This is a genomic window from Streptomyces sp. 2131.1 (assembly GCF_900105515.1).
Classification (GTDB): Bacteria; Actinomycetota; Actinomycetes; order Streptomycetales; family Streptomycetaceae; genus Streptomyces; species Streptomyces drozdowiczii.
In genome coordinates this window covers 658,957-673,519 of record NZ_FNSY01000001.1, presented here as the reverse complement: position 1 = coordinate 673,519, position 14,563 = coordinate 658,957, and the positions used below count along the sequence as shown (strand labels likewise).

Annotated in this window: 12 protein-coding genes; 7 read left to right on the top strand and 5 right to left on the bottom strand. The window is 72.8% G+C overall.

Going from position 1 to position 14,563, the window contains the following annotated elements:
- Window positions 1-134 precede the first annotated feature (134 nt).
- Genes BLW14_RS03230 through BLW14_RS03210 form a run of 5 tightly spaced genes read left to right on the top strand, consistent with a single transcriptional unit; the run spans window position 135 to window position 4,154 of the window.
- Window positions 135-2,042: a sensor histidine kinase gene (locus BLW14_RS03230; RefSeq protein WP_256332664.1), complete on the top strand. Its 1,908-nt coding sequence runs from the start codon at window positions 135-137 to the stop codon at window positions 2,040-2,042.
- Between the two features lie 7 nt (window positions 2,043-2,049).
- Entirely contained in the window at window positions 2,050-2,484 is a 435-nt protein-coding gene (locus BLW14_RS03225; protein ID WP_028444308.1) for a roadblock/LC7 domain-containing protein, read from the top strand.
- A 2-nt stretch (window positions 2,485-2,486) separates the two neighbouring features.
- Entirely contained in the window at window positions 2,487-2,858 is a 372-nt protein-coding gene (locus BLW14_RS03220) for a DUF742 domain-containing protein (protein ID WP_093704087.1), read from the top strand.
- Window positions 2,836-3,570 (top strand): GTP-binding protein, encoded by a 735-nt coding sequence (locus BLW14_RS03215; RefSeq protein ID WP_093704085.1) that lies wholly within the window; start codon window positions 2,836-2,838, stop codon window positions 3,568-3,570. The genes BLW14_RS03220 and BLW14_RS03215 overlap by 23 nt, the downstream gene beginning before the upstream one ends.
- On the top strand, window positions 3,567-4,154 hold the full coding sequence (locus BLW14_RS03210) for a GAF domain-containing protein (protein ID WP_093704083.1): 588 nt from the start codon (window positions 3,567-3,569) through the stop codon (window positions 4,152-4,154). The genes BLW14_RS03215 and BLW14_RS03210 overlap by 4 nt, the downstream gene beginning before the upstream one ends.
- On the opposite strand, the gene BLW14_RS03205 is transcribed toward BLW14_RS03210, so the two are convergent.
- From BLW14_RS03205 to BLW14_RS03185, 5 genes are all read right to left on the bottom strand, one after another.
- The gene (locus BLW14_RS03205) at window positions 4,155-6,077 is read right to left on the bottom strand and encodes a DUF2264 domain-containing protein (protein WP_093704081.1); all 1,923 of its coding nucleotides are present in this window, start codon (window positions 6,075-6,077) and stop codon (window positions 4,155-4,157) included.
- A 26-nt stretch (window positions 6,078-6,103) separates the two neighbouring features.
- On the bottom strand, window positions 6,104-8,491 hold the full coding sequence (locus BLW14_RS03200; protein ID WP_093704079.1) for a polysaccharide lyase 8 family protein: 2,388 nt from the start codon (window positions 8,489-8,491) through the stop codon (window positions 6,104-6,106).
- Between the two features lie 29 nt (window positions 8,492-8,520).
- Window positions 8,521-9,912 carry a M60 family metallopeptidase gene (locus BLW14_RS03195; RefSeq protein WP_093704077.1) on the bottom strand — a complete coding sequence of 464 codons (1,392 nt, stop codon included), beginning with the start codon at window positions 9,910-9,912 and terminating at the stop codon, window positions 8,521-8,523.
- 157 nt (window positions 9,913-10,069) lie between these two features.
- Window positions 10,070-11,164, bottom strand: a complete 1,095-nt coding sequence (locus BLW14_RS03190) for a LacI family DNA-binding transcriptional regulator (RefSeq protein WP_093704075.1) — start codon at window positions 11,162-11,164, stop codon at window positions 10,070-10,072.
- 95 nt (window positions 11,165-11,259) lie between these two features.
- Entirely contained in the window at window positions 11,260-12,249 is a 990-nt protein-coding gene (locus tag BLW14_RS03185) for a hydroxyacid dehydrogenase (protein ID WP_093704073.1), read from the bottom strand.
- 340 nt (window positions 12,250-12,589) lie between these two features.
- Here BLW14_RS03185 and BLW14_RS03180 point away from each other — a divergent pair, with 340 nt between their 5' ends.
- Entirely contained in the window at window positions 12,590-13,609 is a 1,020-nt protein-coding gene (locus BLW14_RS03180) for an ABC transporter permease (protein ID WP_093704071.1), read from the top strand.
- Window positions 13,610-13,691: 82 nt separating this feature from the next.
- Window positions 13,692-14,552: a carbohydrate ABC transporter permease gene (locus BLW14_RS03175; protein WP_093710634.1), complete on the top strand. Its 861-nt coding sequence runs from the start codon at window positions 13,692-13,694 to the stop codon at window positions 14,550-14,552.
- Window positions 14,553-14,563 lie beyond the last annotated feature (11 nt).

Genomic DNA, 14,563 nt, shown 5'->3' with positions numbered 1-14,563 from the left:
CCGTGTGTGCCCGGTGATCAACGGTGGGCTCACATTCTCCGGGCCTGCCCGGCCGATGACCCGAGAATGCCCGACCACCGTAGGTGCCACCACATGAACGCAGATGCCTGGGGCCCCACGTACCGAGGACGCTGATGTCTCAACTTCGCGCACCCGACGCGCGACCGGAACGACGAGAGGGCGGGCGGCACGGCCGTCCGGGCGCCCGTTCCCACTCGGCCGCGGCCAGACCGCGCACCGCACGCCCGGCCCCCGAGGCGCGCATACGCCCCCAACTCCTGCGCACCGCCGTGCTGCCGGCCCTCGCGGTCGCCCTCGCCGGCGCCGCGGCCGTCATCTTCACCGCCCGCGCGGGCCACGCCCGGCCGTCCGGCGACCTCTGGATCGCCCTGGGCTCCGCCGGCGCACTGGCGTCCGGCGCGATCGGCGCCGCCTTCCTGGCCGCCAACCGCGCCGCCACCACGGTCCTCGGACGCTGCCTCGCGCTGCGCCGGACCAGCGTCCAGGGCCAGGCCGAGCTGGTACGCGTCGTGGAGCAGTTGCGCAACGGCGAGCCCGTGCCCGCCCGGCGCGCCCCGCAGAACCCGCCGCCCGGCGGCGAACCCTTCGAGCTGCTGGCCCAGGAGCTGGCCCGCCAGCAGGAGGCGGCCGTCGCCGCCGTAGTGGACGCCTCCCGGCTCTCCGAGCCCACCGGCGGCGGCGAGGACCAGAAGGTCGAGGTATTCGTCAACCTCGCCCGGCGCCTCCAGTCGCTGGTGCACCGCGAGATCCAGCTGCTCGACGAGCTGGAGCACGAGGTCGAGGACCCGGACCTGCTCAAGGGCCTCTTCCACGTCGACCACCTCGCCACCCGCATCCGCCGCCACGCCGAGAACCTCGCGGTGCTCGGCGGCGCCGTCTCGCGCCGCCAGTGGAGCAACCCCGTCACCATGACCGAGGTGCTGCGCTCCGCGATCGCCGAGGTCGAGCAGTACCCCCGGGTCAAGCTCGTCCCCCCGATCGACGGCACCCTGCGCGGGCACGCCGTCGCCGACGTCATCCACCTCCTCGCCGAACTCGTCGAGAACGCCACGGTGTTCTCCGCCCCGCACACCCAGGTGCTCCTGCGCGCCCAGCACGTCACCGCCGGGCTCGCCCTGGAGGTGGAGGACCGCGGACTCGGCATGCCGGGCGACGAGCAGAAGCGGATGAACGCCCTGCTGGCCGACCCGGACCAGGTCAACGTCGCCCGCCTCCTCCAGGACGGCAGGATCGGCCTCTTCGTGGTCGCCTCGCTGGCCCGGCGGCACGGCATCGCCGTACGGCTCCAGAGCAACATCTACGGAGGCACCCAGGCCGTCCTGGTCCTCCCGCAGACCCTGCTCGGCGCCGACGACGACGCCTCCGGCCGCACCGGCGAGACCCCGGTCCCGCCCGCCGGCCCCGTACACCGCCCACCGCCCCTGGAGGACGGCCCGGCACGCGGCGACCTGGCACCGAGCGGCACGGCGGCGAATGGCCACGCACCGCGCGACCCGGCGCCCGCCCCCGAGCCGGAGCGCCGGCCCTACGTCCCCAGCCAGCAGCAGCCGCGCCCCCAGCGCACCGCGCCGCAGCCGCAGCAGGCCGGCCAGGGCGTAGCGCCGCCCCTGCCGCTGCGCGCCGAGCGCGTGGACCGGCCGGCCGATGCCGCGCCGCCCGCGCCGGCGGAGGCCTCGTCGGACCGTCCCTCGCTCCCCAAGCGCGCCAACCAGGAGAGTCTGGTCCCGCAGCTCAGGGAAGCGCCCGCCCCCAGGTCCGAGGACGAGCCCGTCCTCCACGACCCCGGGCTCGTCGCCGCGTTCCGGCGGGGCATCGACCTCGCCGACGCACGCGCCGAGTCCGAGCAGGAGCCCGCGCCCCAGGCCCCGGCCGGTGCCACGAGCACGACGACCGCCGCGCAGCTGGGAGCACCGTCCCGGCCGCTCCCCGTCCGGGGCACGGCCGCGCCCGCGCAACTGCACGGAGCCGGGGCGTACTCCGGCGACCACGACCCACTCGCAGCGAACCCCACCAAGGAGTAGATGCACCATGGCGACCGATATGCCGTCCGGTCAGGTCTCGGACCTCGACTGGCTGCTGAGCGGCCTGGTCCAGCGCGTGCCGTACACCCGCAGCGCCGTCCTGCTCTCCGCCGACGGGCTGGTGAAGTCCCTGCACGGGATGGACGCCGACAGCGCCGACCACATGGCGGCACTCGCGGCCGGCCTCTACTCGCTGGGCCGCAGCGCCGGAGCGAGGTTCGGGGACAACGGAGAGGTCCGCCAGGTGGTCGTGGAGCTCGACTCGACGCTGCTCTTCGTCGCCACCGCCGGCTCCGGGACCTGTCTCGCCGTGCTGGCCGGCCGCAACGCCGACGCCGCCGTGCTCGGCTACGAGATGGCCATGCTGGTCAAGAGCGTGCGGCCCTACCTCATGACCCCGGTGAGACAGGCGGCCGCGACTCCGGGCGGCTCGGGGCTGTGAGCATGGCGGTCACCCAGGACGGGCCGCTGCTCGACGACGCGGCGGGCCGCCTCATCCGCCCCTACACGGTGAGCAACGGCCGCACCCGTCCCACGGCCGTTCTCGACCTGCTCTCCCTGGTGATGGCCACCGGTTCCGTCCCGCAGACCCACCTCGGCCCCGAGCACTCGGTGGCCCTGGGACTGTGCGAGGGGCCCACATCGGTGGCCGAGATCGCCGCACACCTGAGGCTGCCCGCCGTCGTGACCAAGGTGCTCGTCTCCGACCTGGTCGACTGCGGCGCCGTCACCGCCCACGCGCCCGCCTTCCATGACACGCCCACCGACCGACATCTGCTGGAGGCAGTGCTCGATGGCTTACGACGACAGCTCTGACGGCTACGGCTACCCGGACGGCTCCGGCTACGGGTACGGCTATGCGGACGACGGCTCAGCGGGCGGGTACGCGCAGGAGACCGCCACTGCCGAGTACGCCGCCGCGGCCGTCCCGTCGGAGGGGTTTCCCGTCGCGCTCAAGGTGCTGGTGGCGGGCGGCTTCGGCGTCGGCAAGACGACGTTCGTCGGCGCGGTCAGCGAGATCGCACCGCTGAGCACGGAGGAGCTGCTGACCCAGGCGAGCGCCGCGACCGACAGCCTGGAGGGCGTCGAGTCGAAGACCTCCACCACCGTGGCGATGGACTTCGGCCGCATCACGCTCGACGAACAGCACGTGCTCTACCTGTTCGGCACACCGGGCCAGGAACGCTTCTGGTTCATGTGGGACGAGCTCTCGCAAGGCGCGCTGGGAGCGGTGGTGATCGCGGACACCCGCAGGCTGGAGGAGTGCTTCGCCGCCGTCGACTTCTTCGAGCGGCGCGGCATCGGATTCGTCGTCGCCGTCAACGAGTTCGACGGCGCCTACCGCTACGGCCCCGAGGAGGTGCGGGCCGCGCTCGACCTGTCGCCCGAGGTGCCGGTCGTGCTGTGCGACGCCCGCATGGCCAGCTCAGGCACCGGCACCCTGGTCACGCTGGTCCAGCACCTCATCAACGCGACCGACGCCGCCGTGCCGCTGCCCGGTGCCGTCGGATTCGGGGCCGGGCGGTGATCCCGCACGCGGTCGGACGGCTGCTGCTGACCCCCGTCGACAGCGAGGCACCCGCCCGTACGCGGCGGCTGCGCGGCCTCGGCCTGGGGGAGCGCGACGACGCCTCGTTCGACAACTTCGACGCCTTCGCCGACAGGGTGGCCGAAGTGACGGACGTGCCGTTCTCGATGGTCAACTTCATCGACGGGAACCGCCAGTTCTACGCGGGACTGCACACCCCGGCGGGCACCCGCCGGGGTTCGGACCTGGGCGCCACCGCGGCGGGCAGCGGCAGCAGAGGGCGGTACGTGGCCCTCGATCACGGGTACTGCCCGCACGTGGTCGTCCGCCGCAAGGCCCTGGTGCTGGAGGACGTCTGCGACTACCCCCGGTTCGCGGGCAACCCCGTCGTCGACGACATAGGCATCCGCTCCTATCTGGGGGCGCCGCTCATCGACCGCACCGGGATCGCGCTGGGCGCCGTCTGCGCCGTGGACACCGTGCCCCGCCCCTGGGGGAGGGCGGGGCTCGACACCATCAAGTCGCTGGCGCAGGAGCTCGTCGGCCACCTCCACCGCAGGGAGGACAGCACCTTCGGCTTCTGATCAGACCTCGACCGTACGGCCGTCCAGGAACCCCAGCGTCACCGCGTCCCCGTCCACCCGCACCCGGACGGCCGTGCGCAGTGCCTCCGGGTGCACGCTGTCGCGGGAGAGCACCACGAGCGTGACGTGGACGCTCCGGCCGCCCTGATGGGGAGCGCCGCGCAGATACGGGACGGCCGAGTGCGGTCCGTGCGCGTTGGACTCGACGTCGCGCGCCACCCCGGCGCTCTCCGGCCCGCCGTCCCAGCCGTACAGCCCGACCACCGCGCTGGACAGTCCATCGGCGGTACGGGCGAGCGCCCAGCCGGGGCCCGACGAGGCGAACGGGTTCGCCCCGTGCGCGACGGCGTGCCCGCCCTCGCGGACCACCGCGCCCTGCGGCGCCTCGACCCGGTGCACCCGGACCTCCCACGGCCCGTGCAGCACGCTCGTGGTGTCGACGCGGTACGCGCGCTCGTCGCCCGGCAGCCGGGCCGCCGACCAGGACGCGGCGACGCGGTCCTCGCAGCGCACCGGGTGGATGCGGCGGCGCCGGGACGGGGTGCCGTCCGGGGCGAGCAGCGCCAGGTGGTTGTCGATGTTCCGGGCGAACGCGTGCGGCGCGGCCTCCGGGGCGGTCGCCGTGGAGTACGCCAGCTTCGCGTAGTGCGGGTCGTCCTCACCGGCCCCCGCGTCCGGGTCGGTGTCACCCGCCTCCGGGAGCGGATTGTGGTCGCTGCCGTGGTTGACCAGCCGGACGATCCCGTCGTGTTTGGTGCCGTGCAGCAGCCAGCCGGGCGCCGGAAGCGCGGTGTAGGTGTCGGACTCCTCGACGGGCAGCGGGAGTTCGCGTGCCGTCCACACCTCGTGGTCGGCCGGGAGCAGCAGCCCGAGGAAGCCCTTGCTCGCCCAGTACGGCGACGCCGGCCCGGAGTACGGCTGCGTGGCCGGCAGGAACGTGTCGTGCCAGCCGAGCGTCAGCAGCCCCCGCTCGTCGGGCACCCCGCGCTCCGCGAAGTGCCGCAGCGCCCCGGAGGCGAGCCGCCGGGTCAGGCCCGGCGCGAGCGGGGTGCAGTCGGTCAGGGCGCCCATCCAGACCGGGGCCAGAGCGGCGAAGCGGTAGCAGAGCGACCGGCCCTGGTGGACCGGGGAGCCGTCGGCGCCGAAGAAGTGCGGGTAGTCCTCCAGGAAGCGGCTCAGCCGTTCCCGGTAGACGGCGGCCCGGCCGCCGTCGTCGTCCGGGCCCGCGATCCGTGCCCACAGCAGCGGGTACAGATGCATGGCCCAGCCGATGTAGTAGTCGAAGTTGCGCCCGCTGCCGTCGGTGTACCAGCCGTCACCGACGTACCAGTCCTCGATCCTGTCGAGGCCGCCCTCGATGTCGGACCGGCTGTGCGGCGCGCCGACCGACGCCAGGAACTGCTCGGAAACCACCTGGAACAGGCGCCAGTTGTTGTCCCAGGTCCGCCCGCCGACGAAGCCGGAGAGCCAGTCGACGACCCGCTCCTGCACCCGGGCGTCGAGCCGGTCCCAGATCCACGGCCGGGTCTCGTGCAGCGCGATCGCGACGGAGGCCGCCTCCACCATCTGCTGCGAGCAGTCCGTCAGCCTCGGCCACGCCTCCCCGCTCGCCGGGTCGGTGCCGGCCGCGAGCCCCGCCGCGTACCGCTCGGTCAGCGCGGGGTCCACCGCCCCGCCCGCGCCCGCGATGCGGCAGGCGGCGAGCAGGAACGACCGGGCGAAGCCCTCCAGTCCGTCGGACACGACACCGGACCAGCTGTTCCGGCCGGGCAGCCGGTACTGGGCGAAGCCCGGAGTCGCGTACGGCGTCAGCGCCTCCAGCATCCGGTCGGCGGTCGCCTCCCAGTGGGCCCGGGTCCAGCCGGTGCGGGACGACAGGATCCGGTCGGTGGGCGGCAGCTTCAGATGCGGGGCGACGGACATGGTGGTGCTGCTCCTGTCTTCGGTGGTTACTGGACGAGTTCTGCGCGGTGGGTGTGGCCCCGGGAACCGCCCACGGCGACGGTGAGCACCGGCCGGCGGCCCGGGGTGAGTTCCACGGTGTCGTCGGCCGCGGTCGCCCGGCGCACGGCGAACGGCAGGCCGATCGTGACGGAGGTCCCCGTCCGGCCCGGGTCGGCGACCGCCACGGACACCCGTGCGCCCCGCCACCGCACCAGGACCGTCGCCGGACCGGACGCGGTGATACCGGCGGCCGTGCCGGCGGCCCAGAAGTGCACCGCTGTCAGACCGGCCCTGCGGTCCTCCACGGCCTGGGCGGTGGCGCCGTTGGCGGTGATCCGCACCGGCCGGGACGCCGACCACACCGCGGTCGCGGCGGCCGAGGCACCGGGCAGCAGCACATAGGCGTACCCGCCACCGTCCGGCGAGGCCCCGTGGTCGAGCCAGAGGGTGAGGTAGCGGCGGGTGACGGGGTCGGTGCTGCCACCGGTGTCCGCGCCCGTGTCGATGGCGCGCCACGTGCCGGTGCGCTCCTCGCGCAGGGTGCGCAGGGCGGCGCCGCCGGGCAGCACATAGCCGCCGACGCCCTCGATGTGCGCCCAACGAGCCACGCCGGAGGTGCTGTTGTGGCGCGGGATGCCGTCCACGAGCAGCCGGTTGCGGCCGTCCGCTCCGAGGTTGCGGTTCTCGATCACGGTCTCGACCGGGCGGCCGTCGTCCGAGGTGATGCCCGCGCCGAGCGCGACGACCGAGTTGTCGAGCAGGAACCACGTCTTCCTGGCGCGCAGGCTGCTGCCCGGGGCGCCGATCAGCTCCATCGCGGCGGCGCCGTACCGGCCGTCCAGGTCGGCGCCGCCCGCCACCGCGTTCGGCGGCCGGTAGGTGGAGGTGCCGGCGCCGGTGCCGAGGTCCTCGCGGGGGCGGGTGTCGACCGTGGTGCCCGGCAGGCGGTACGGATCGACGGTCTGCCAGAAGCCGTCGTTGTACTGCCCGAGGTCGTCGCCGTCGTAGAGGTATGTCATGCCGTCGCCGGTGTACCAGCCGTGCAGGTTCTCGCCGTTGCCCGCCTCGTACGCGGAGATGCGCTTCGAGGACAGCGACAGCGTGCAGGCCCAGCCGGGGCGGCGGTGGACGACGCGGTCCATGTCGGCGAAGACGAAGCTGCCCGTGGTGCGCGGCGCTGAAGGGATGCTTGTCTCGGCCAGGATCGCCTTGGCCAGGGCGAGTTGGGGCAAGGTGGCCAGCGAGGTGAACGGGGTGGTGCGGTTGCGAGTGAGCCAGCCCTTGACCAGTGAGCGCCAGCGTTCCGCCAGGTCCGCAGGGGCGCCGGTCGCAAGGAGCAGGATCGCGGCGACTGCCGACGCTCCGTCCCGGTGGTCACCGGCCCGCTCCCGGGAGATGGCCCGGCCGCGCACCGCGTCCATCATCAGCCCGTCGAAGACCACCGGGACGAAGCTGCGCTCCACGGCCTCGTACATCACCGACACCTTGGGGTCGGTCACGGCCCACGGGGAGCCGGCGAGGAGGGAGAGCAGCCAGGCGGCGCCGCCGAGCAGAACGGTGCCGTAGGAGCCGGTGTACGCCACCTCCGAGTGCTGGACGAACGAACCGTCCTCGTAGAATCCGTCACCCGAAGTCACGTAGCGGAAGAGGCTGTTGCGTCCGGAGTCGCGTACGTCGGACAGGGCGTCCCGCGCCGACGCGACCTTGGCCGCGTCCTTGCCGAGCAGCCCGCGCAGCGCCACGATCACGGCCTTGTCGGTGCGGTTGGCGCCGGTCTCGGGCAGCGCGGGGGAGTTGGTGCGGCGGTCCGCGTCGGGGCAGAACCGGTCGACGACCGCGAGATAGTCCGCGAGATCGGCGGCCGGCAACTGCGCCCGCAGCAGCACACAGCAGTCCATCAGCGCGCGCGGCGCCCCGATCTCCCAGAACCACCAGTTGCCGGTCTCGGCGGCCGATGGGTGGTACGCCGTGTCGAACGCGAACCGCAGCGCCCCGAGCAGCGCTTCCGCCGTCTCCGCCTGCCCGTAGAGGGCGGTGCCGGGCGTGGCCCACGCGACGGCGATCGTGCGCAGTCGCGTGTAGCTCTGGCCGAAGTTGCCCGGGTCGGTGAGCGGTGTCAGGTCGGACCACAAGGCGGTGCGCCCGGCGCTCCGGTCGAGGCTGTCCCAGAGGGCGCCCGCGGTGGTGTCCAGCGCGGCCACTCCGGCGGCGAAATCCCGGTCCGCCGGGTTGAACGCGCCACCCGTGAGGAGGGTTTCCGCTCGGCCCAGAAGGGCGTCGAAGTCGTTCACGGACTCCTCCTCGCGTGCCGCTCCACGCGCCGGGCCCGCCGTCAGGACTGCCGACGCCGTGGCACCGGTCGCGGCGAGAAGGGTCCTTCTGCTCATGTGCATGGTGACTTCCTTTCCTCGTCGTCGCGGTCTCAGTCGGAGAGGGTGCTCGGGTCGACGGGTGGCTGGTGGAGGTTCAGCGCGGCGAGTTCGGCCCGGCCCGTGGCGTCGATGGGGAACGCCCAGGTGTTCACGAAGAAGTCCGTCAGGTCGTAGCCGGCGATCCGGCTGGAGTAAGTGGCCAGGGCCCGGTAGCGCTTGGCGTCCTCGGTGTAGTCCGACTGCGGGTTCTCCTCGCGCACCAGCTTGTGCAGGCGCGGCCAGAAGTCCTCCCCGAAGGCCAGCTCCAGCTGGCGCAGCGGCACGAGCTTCTCGTACGCCCCGAAGGACTTCTCGTACGTGAGACCGGGCGTGCCGAACTTGGCCCGCGAGCTCTGGAACACGGTGAGCCCGGTCGCCGGGTCGACGGTGAGCAGGTTCGACGGCTGCTGCAGGGTGCGCTGGGCGGCCAGTGAGTAGATGTTCACGGTGACCTCGGTGAGGCCGCCCGGCTTGTACGCCATCTGCTGATGGAGGTGACCCAGCTCGTGGTAGAGCCCCCAGCCCCGGGTGCGCAGGCCCTCGACGGTGGTGGCCCGGTCCAGGTAGGCGCGCGGGAAGCCGTTGTAGCCGTGCGTGGCGTAGGCGCCGACCCCGGTCGGTACCTTGCTGACCTCGGTGAAGTGGTACGGGCCGGCCTTGCGGCTGTGCACCGGCTTCGAGCCGTCGAGGCCGCTGATCCGGGCGTGCGAGTCGACGATGGTCTCGACCAGCCGGAGCAGGGCCGCGTGGTCCTCGTCGCGGTACAGCAGGGCGCCCTCACGGGTCAGCGTCATGATCGTGTGCGGGGCGTGCAGCTCCACCCAGGGCGAGGCGGTCAGCGTGTCCAGCTGGTGCTGGTAGTCCGCCTCGCCGGTGCGGCCCAGCGTGAACACCGGCATCCGTACCGCGCCGGACCGGAACAGCACGCCCGCCCGCTCGCCGTCCCCGGTGAGCGTCAGGTAGACGGGGCCGCCGTGCGGGTCGGTCACCGTGTTGGCGCCGGCGGTCAGCGCGTAGCCGCGGGGTTCGGTGACCTCGCCGTAGTAGTCCCAGGCGCCGATCCAGAGCGTGGGGACCAGGCCGTCCTGCGGCTGGACGGTCAGCGAGAGCGGGGTGCCGGCGGGCACGTACAGGCCGGTCGGCTGGAACTCCGAGCCGCGCAACGCCTGGGCGAGCCGCAGCCGTTCGGCCTCGGCAGCGGGGCGTCCGGTGACGGTCACCGAGACGGGCCGCCCGGTGGGCCGGCCGGTCGCGGGCCGGGCCTGGGCGGCGGTGGCGGTGACGCCGAGGGCCGCCGCTCCCGCGCCGGCGGCTGCCGCGAGGACGGCGCGGCGGCCCATGGAGGAGGCGGCTTCGGTGGTGGGGGAGGCGGCCGGGGCGACGGAGTGGCTGGGCTTACGCATGCGGAACTCTCCCTGCAGAAATGAATGAGGGGCGGAGGCGTGCGGAACGGGCGGGGTGCTCCGTCAGCATGTAAGCGGTTGCTGTCGAGCCGCAAGGGGAGTCGGGAAGTTACTGTGATTTTCTATGGCCAACTGCGGACAGGCGGGAAGTAACCGGTCACTTGCGGGGCGGTCTGCCGGACCGGGGGGCCACGGAATCGCGTACGACGATGTGGGTGCCGAGCCGCAGCGCACCGGTGGTGGGCTCCCGCCACTCGTCCTCGTCCCCGCCGGACACGGCGAGCCGCACCGCCTGGCGGCCCATCTCCTCCAGCGGGACGTGGACCGTGGTCAGCCGGGGCCGCAGCTCCTGGGCGACCGGGATGTCGTCGTACCCCACCAGTGAGACGTCCTTCGGTACGCGCAGACCCCCCTCCTCCAGGGCCTGCGCCGCACCGGCGGCGACCATGTCGTTGGCCGCGAAGACGGCGGTGAACTCCGGTCCGTCCCGCAGTAGTTCGGCCATCCGCCGGTAGCCGAAGTTGCGACTGAAGGCGCCGGGCTGGGCCAGCTCCGGATCGACGGGGACGCCCCGCAGCTCCAGGGCGCGGCGGTGGCCGGCGAGCCGGTCGCGGGTGGTGGAGAGCTTGGGCGGGCCGCCGAGGTAGAGGATGCGCTCGTGACCCTGCATCAGCAGGTGGTCGGTGATCGCGAAGGCACCGCCCTCGTTGTCGTACTCCACGGCGGCGGTCGGCGCCGCCTCGCCGAGCGGGGGCCGGCCGCACAGGACGAGCTTCGAGCCGCCCGCGTCCAGTTCGCGCGCCCGGCGGGCCAGCTCGGAGGTGTAGCCGCGGTCCGCGATGGAGCCGCCGACCACCACGACCGCGTCCGCCCGGCGCTCGTGCATCAGGTCGATGAAGGCCAGCTCGCGCTGCGGGTCGCCCTGGGTGCAGCAGACCAGGCACAGCCGCCCGCCGAGCGCGGCCTCCCGTTCCACCCCGCGCGCGATGTACGCGTAGAAGGGGTCGATGACCTCGTTGACGATGATGCCCACCGTGCGGTTGGAGACGCCGGCCAGGGCGCGGGCGTGCGCGTTGACCACGTAGCCCAGCTCGCGCATGGCCGACTCGACGCGCTCCCTGGTCGCCTCGGCGACGGGGTAGTTGCGGTTCAGGACGCGGGAGACGGTGGCGGTCGAGACGCCCGCGCGCCGGGCGACGTCGGTGACCGTCGCACGCCGCTGTCCGTCCCCGGCCGTGCTCTGCCGGCGCATCCGGCTCACCCCCTGAAGGCTGTTGTGTGACGACGAGCCTAGTGCCGGGGCGGGCGGTGTCCGCCGCGGCACCGGGGCCCGCGGCGGAAGGGACGTCACGCGATCCTCCCCAGGTCGGCCCGGTGCACGGGGTGCCCGAAGGGTTCGCCGCGCGCGTACCGCGCCAGTTCGTCGACGGCGAGCGCGCCGAGCCGGCCGACCTCGTTGCCCTGGGCGCCCGCCAGGTGCGGGGTCAGGAACACGTTGGGCAGGTCCCACAAGGGGTGGCCGGCCGGCAGCGGCTCCGGCGAGGTCACGTCGAGGACCGCGTCGAGCCGGCCGCTGACCAGGTGCGGGGTGAGCGCCTCGGTGTCCACCAGCGGGCCGCGCGCGGTGTTGACGAGCAGGGTGCCGGGGCGCATCAGGCCGATGCGGCGGGCGTCGATCATGTTCCGGGTCTCGGGCGTGTCCGGGGCGTGCAGGCTCACCACGTCGCTGGTCGCCACGAGGGTGTCCAGGTCGGTGGGGGTCACACCGAGCAGGGCGGCCTCGGCAGCGCTCACGTACGGGTCGTGGAGCAGCACCTCCGCGTCCAGCGCCCCCTGCAGCAGCTCGATCACGCGGCGGCCGATCCGGGAGGCGCCGACCACCCCGACGGTCAGGCCGTGGGTGCCGAGCCAGTGGTGGCGGTCCAGGTCGGCGGCGGTGCGGTGGGTGCGGCGGGTCCGGTAGAGGCCCGCGAGCGGGAAGACGCGCTTGGCGCCCATGATGATCGCCGCGAGGGTGAACTCGGCCACCGGCACGGCGTTGGCCGCGGCGGCCGACGAGACGACGATCCCGCGGTCGAAGGCGGCCGGTGACAGAAACGTTTTCACCGTGCCGGCCGCGTGGACGACGGCCCGCAGCCCCGGGGCCCGGTCCAGCAGCGCGGTGTCCACCGGCGGGCAGCCCCAGCCGGTCAGCAGCACCTCGGCCCCGGACAGCGCCCGGGCGGCGGCGGGGGAGTCGAACTCGCTGATCACCGAGGGTTCGAGCAGCTCGGCGGTCTCTTCGAGCCGGGACCGGACGGCGGGCGGGAAGACGTCGTCCAGCAGGCCCGTGCTCATGACCAGGACCGTGCGCGGACGCCTCCCGTGAGGGTCAGCCGCATCGGTACCGGGACGGGCCGGCGCCTGTTCGGTGGTTCGCACCCTGCCTCCGGATAGTAATCGTGTTCTATGGATTGACCGGCACGCTAGGGATGCCGACGCCCGACCGTCAAGCGCACGACGTCGCAGAATGGCTTGTTGTTGCCGGTTTTTCCCACTTCGGATTGCCGGAATTCCGCTCGATGAGCGCCCGTCGGTGAAGTCGTTCGTGCGGATCCCTTGACGCTTGGGTTAACCGCTTACTAACTTGCCGCCGCAGAAGGCACACCACGCGCCACCCAGCCGAACAGGACCCACCATGGCTGACACAGCACCCCCGCTGCCGCGCGAGAAGCGGCGAACGCGGCGAAAGCGGGGCGAAGAACCCGCCCCGCCCGGCCCGGACATCGCCGCCCCGCACCGGCTCACGCTCGGACAGCGCCTCAAACGCGACCGTGTGATGCTGCTGCTCACCCTGCCCGGCCTGCTCTACTTCGTCGTCTTCCACTACGTGCCGCTGCTCGGCTACGTGGTGGCGTTCCAGGACTACCAGCCCTACCTCGGCTACATGCACAGCGTCTGGGTGGGCTTCGCCAACTTCTCCGCGGCATTCAGCGAACCGGCCTTCTGGACCGCCACGTTCAACACCCTGGAGATCGCCCTCGTCCAGCTGGTGTTCTTCTTCCCGGTGCCGATCGCCCTGGCCCTGCTGCTCAACAGCATCGCCAGCGACCGCATCCGCCGTTTCGTGCAGAGCGTCGTCTATCTGCCGCACTTCATCGGCTGGGTCATCATCGTCTCGATCTTCCAGCAGATCCTGGGCGGCGCCGGCGTCCTGCCCGACTTCCTCGGCAGCATGGGCCTGCCCCGCTACGACATGATGAGCGACCCGGACGCCTTCCCCTGGCTGCTCACCCTCCAGGTGGCCTGGAAGGACGCCGGCTGGGGCACGATCATCATCCTCGCCGCCCTCCTCAACATCGACCGGCAGCAGTACGAGGCCGCCGCGATCGACGGAGCGGGGCCGAGGCGCCGGCTGTGGCACGTGACGCTGCCGGGCATCGCGCCCGTGCTGATCCTGCTGCTCATCCTCAACCTCGGGCAGATCCTCTCCGTCGGCTTCGAGCAGATCCTGCTCCAGCGCGACGCGGTCGGCCCGGACGCCGGCGAGGTGCTCGACACCTACGTCTACTACCACGGCATCAAGGACAACGACTGGGGCGTCGCCGCCGCCGTCGGACTCGTCAAGGCGGTCATCGGCACCGCGCTCGTGCTGGGTGCCAACAAGTTCGCCCACCGACTCGGCCACGAAGGGGTGTACCGCGGTGCTGACCGCTGAGAAGACGCGCGCCACGGCCCGGAGCACCACACCGGCGCCCCCGCCCGCCCCCGTACGCAGGTCCGACGGCCGCCCGCCGTGGATGGAGCGCCCGACCCGCCTCGGTCAGACCGCGAAGGCCGTCGCCGTCGTCGTGGTCGTCCTCGCCGTCGCGTACCCGCTGGTCGGCGTCATCGGGACGAGCTTCGCCTCGCAGACCGACATCATCAGGAGCTCCGGCCTCGTCCTGTGGCCGGACCACCCGACGCTGGACGCGTACCGCACGATCTTCACCGGAGGCGTCGTCAGCCGGGCCCTGATCGTGTCCCTGGGCATCACCGTGTTCGGCACCCTCGCCAGTCTGCTCGTCACCGTAGGCATGGCGTACGGGCTCTCCCGCCGCGAGGTCACCGGCTCCCGCTTCATCCTGATGACGGCCCTGTTCACGATGCTGTTCAACGCCGGCATCATCCCGAACTTCCTGCTGGTCAAGGGGCTCGGGCTGTACGACACCTACGCGGCGCTCGTGATGCCCACCCTGGTCAGCGCCTTCAACCTGGTCGTCCTGCGCTCCTTCTTCATGAACCTGCCGGAGGAGCTGTACGACGCGGCCAAGGTTGACGGCGCCGGGGACTTCCGCATCCTGGTCCGCGTCGTCCTGCCGCTGTCCAAGGCCGTCCTCGCCGTCATCAGCCTCTTCTACGCGGTGACGTACTGGAACGCCTTCTTCAACTCGCTCCTGTACCTCAACGACTCCGACAAGTGGCCGCTGCCCATGGTGCTGCGGACCTACGTCCTCCAGGGCCAGAGCCTCGACTCCGCGTCCGCCGGCGAAGTGCTCGCCCCGCAGCAGGCCGTGCAGATGGCGGTCCTGGTGGTCGCGGTCGTCCCGATCCTCTGTGTCTACCCCTTCCTCCAGCGCTACTTCACCAAGGGCGTGCTCACCGGCGCCATCAAGGGCTGACCGCCGCCGTC

What these genes read in the sequence shown, in the direction of transcription:
- BLW14_RS03230 (WP_256332664.1), top strand. Translation starts at nt 135, where the DNA reads ATGTCTCAACTTCGCGCACCCGACGCGCGACCGGAACGACGAGAGGGC.
- BLW14_RS03225 (WP_028444308.1), top strand. Translation starts at nt 2,050, where the DNA reads ATGGCGACCGATATGCCGTCCGGTCAGGTCTCGGACCTCGACTGGCTG.
- BLW14_RS03220 (WP_093704087.1), top strand. Translation starts at nt 2,487, where the DNA reads ATGGCGGTCACCCAGGACGGGCCGCTGCTCGACGACGCGGCGGGCCGC.
- BLW14_RS03215 (WP_093704085.1), top strand. Translation starts at nt 2,836, where the DNA reads ATGGCTTACGACGACAGCTCTGACGGCTACGGCTACCCGGACGGCTCC.
- BLW14_RS03205 (WP_093704081.1), bottom strand. Translation starts at nt 6,077, where the DNA reads ATGTCCGTCGCCCCGCATCTGAAGCTGCCGCCCACCGACCGGATCCTG.
- BLW14_RS03200 (WP_093704079.1), bottom strand. Translation starts at nt 8,491, where the DNA reads ATGCACATGAGCAGAAGGACCCTTCTCGCCGCGACCGGTGCCACGGCG.
- BLW14_RS03195 (WP_093704077.1), bottom strand. Translation starts at nt 9,912, where the DNA reads ATGCGTAAGCCCAGCCACTCCGTCGCCCCGGCCGCCTCCCCCACCACC.
- BLW14_RS03190 (WP_093704075.1), bottom strand. Translation starts at nt 11,164, where the DNA reads ATGCGCCGGCAGAGCACGGCCGGGGACGGACAGCGGCGTGCGACGGTC.
- BLW14_RS03185 (WP_093704073.1), bottom strand. Translation starts at nt 12,249, where the DNA reads ATGAGCACGGGCCTGCTGGACGACGTCTTCCCGCCCGCCGTCCGGTCC.
- BLW14_RS03180 (WP_093704071.1), top strand. Translation starts at nt 12,590, where the DNA reads ATGGCTGACACAGCACCCCCGCTGCCGCGCGAGAAGCGGCGAACGCGG.
- BLW14_RS03175 (WP_093710634.1), top strand. Translation starts at nt 13,692, where the DNA reads ATGGAGCGCCCGACCCGCCTCGGTCAGACCGCGAAGGCCGTCGCCGTC.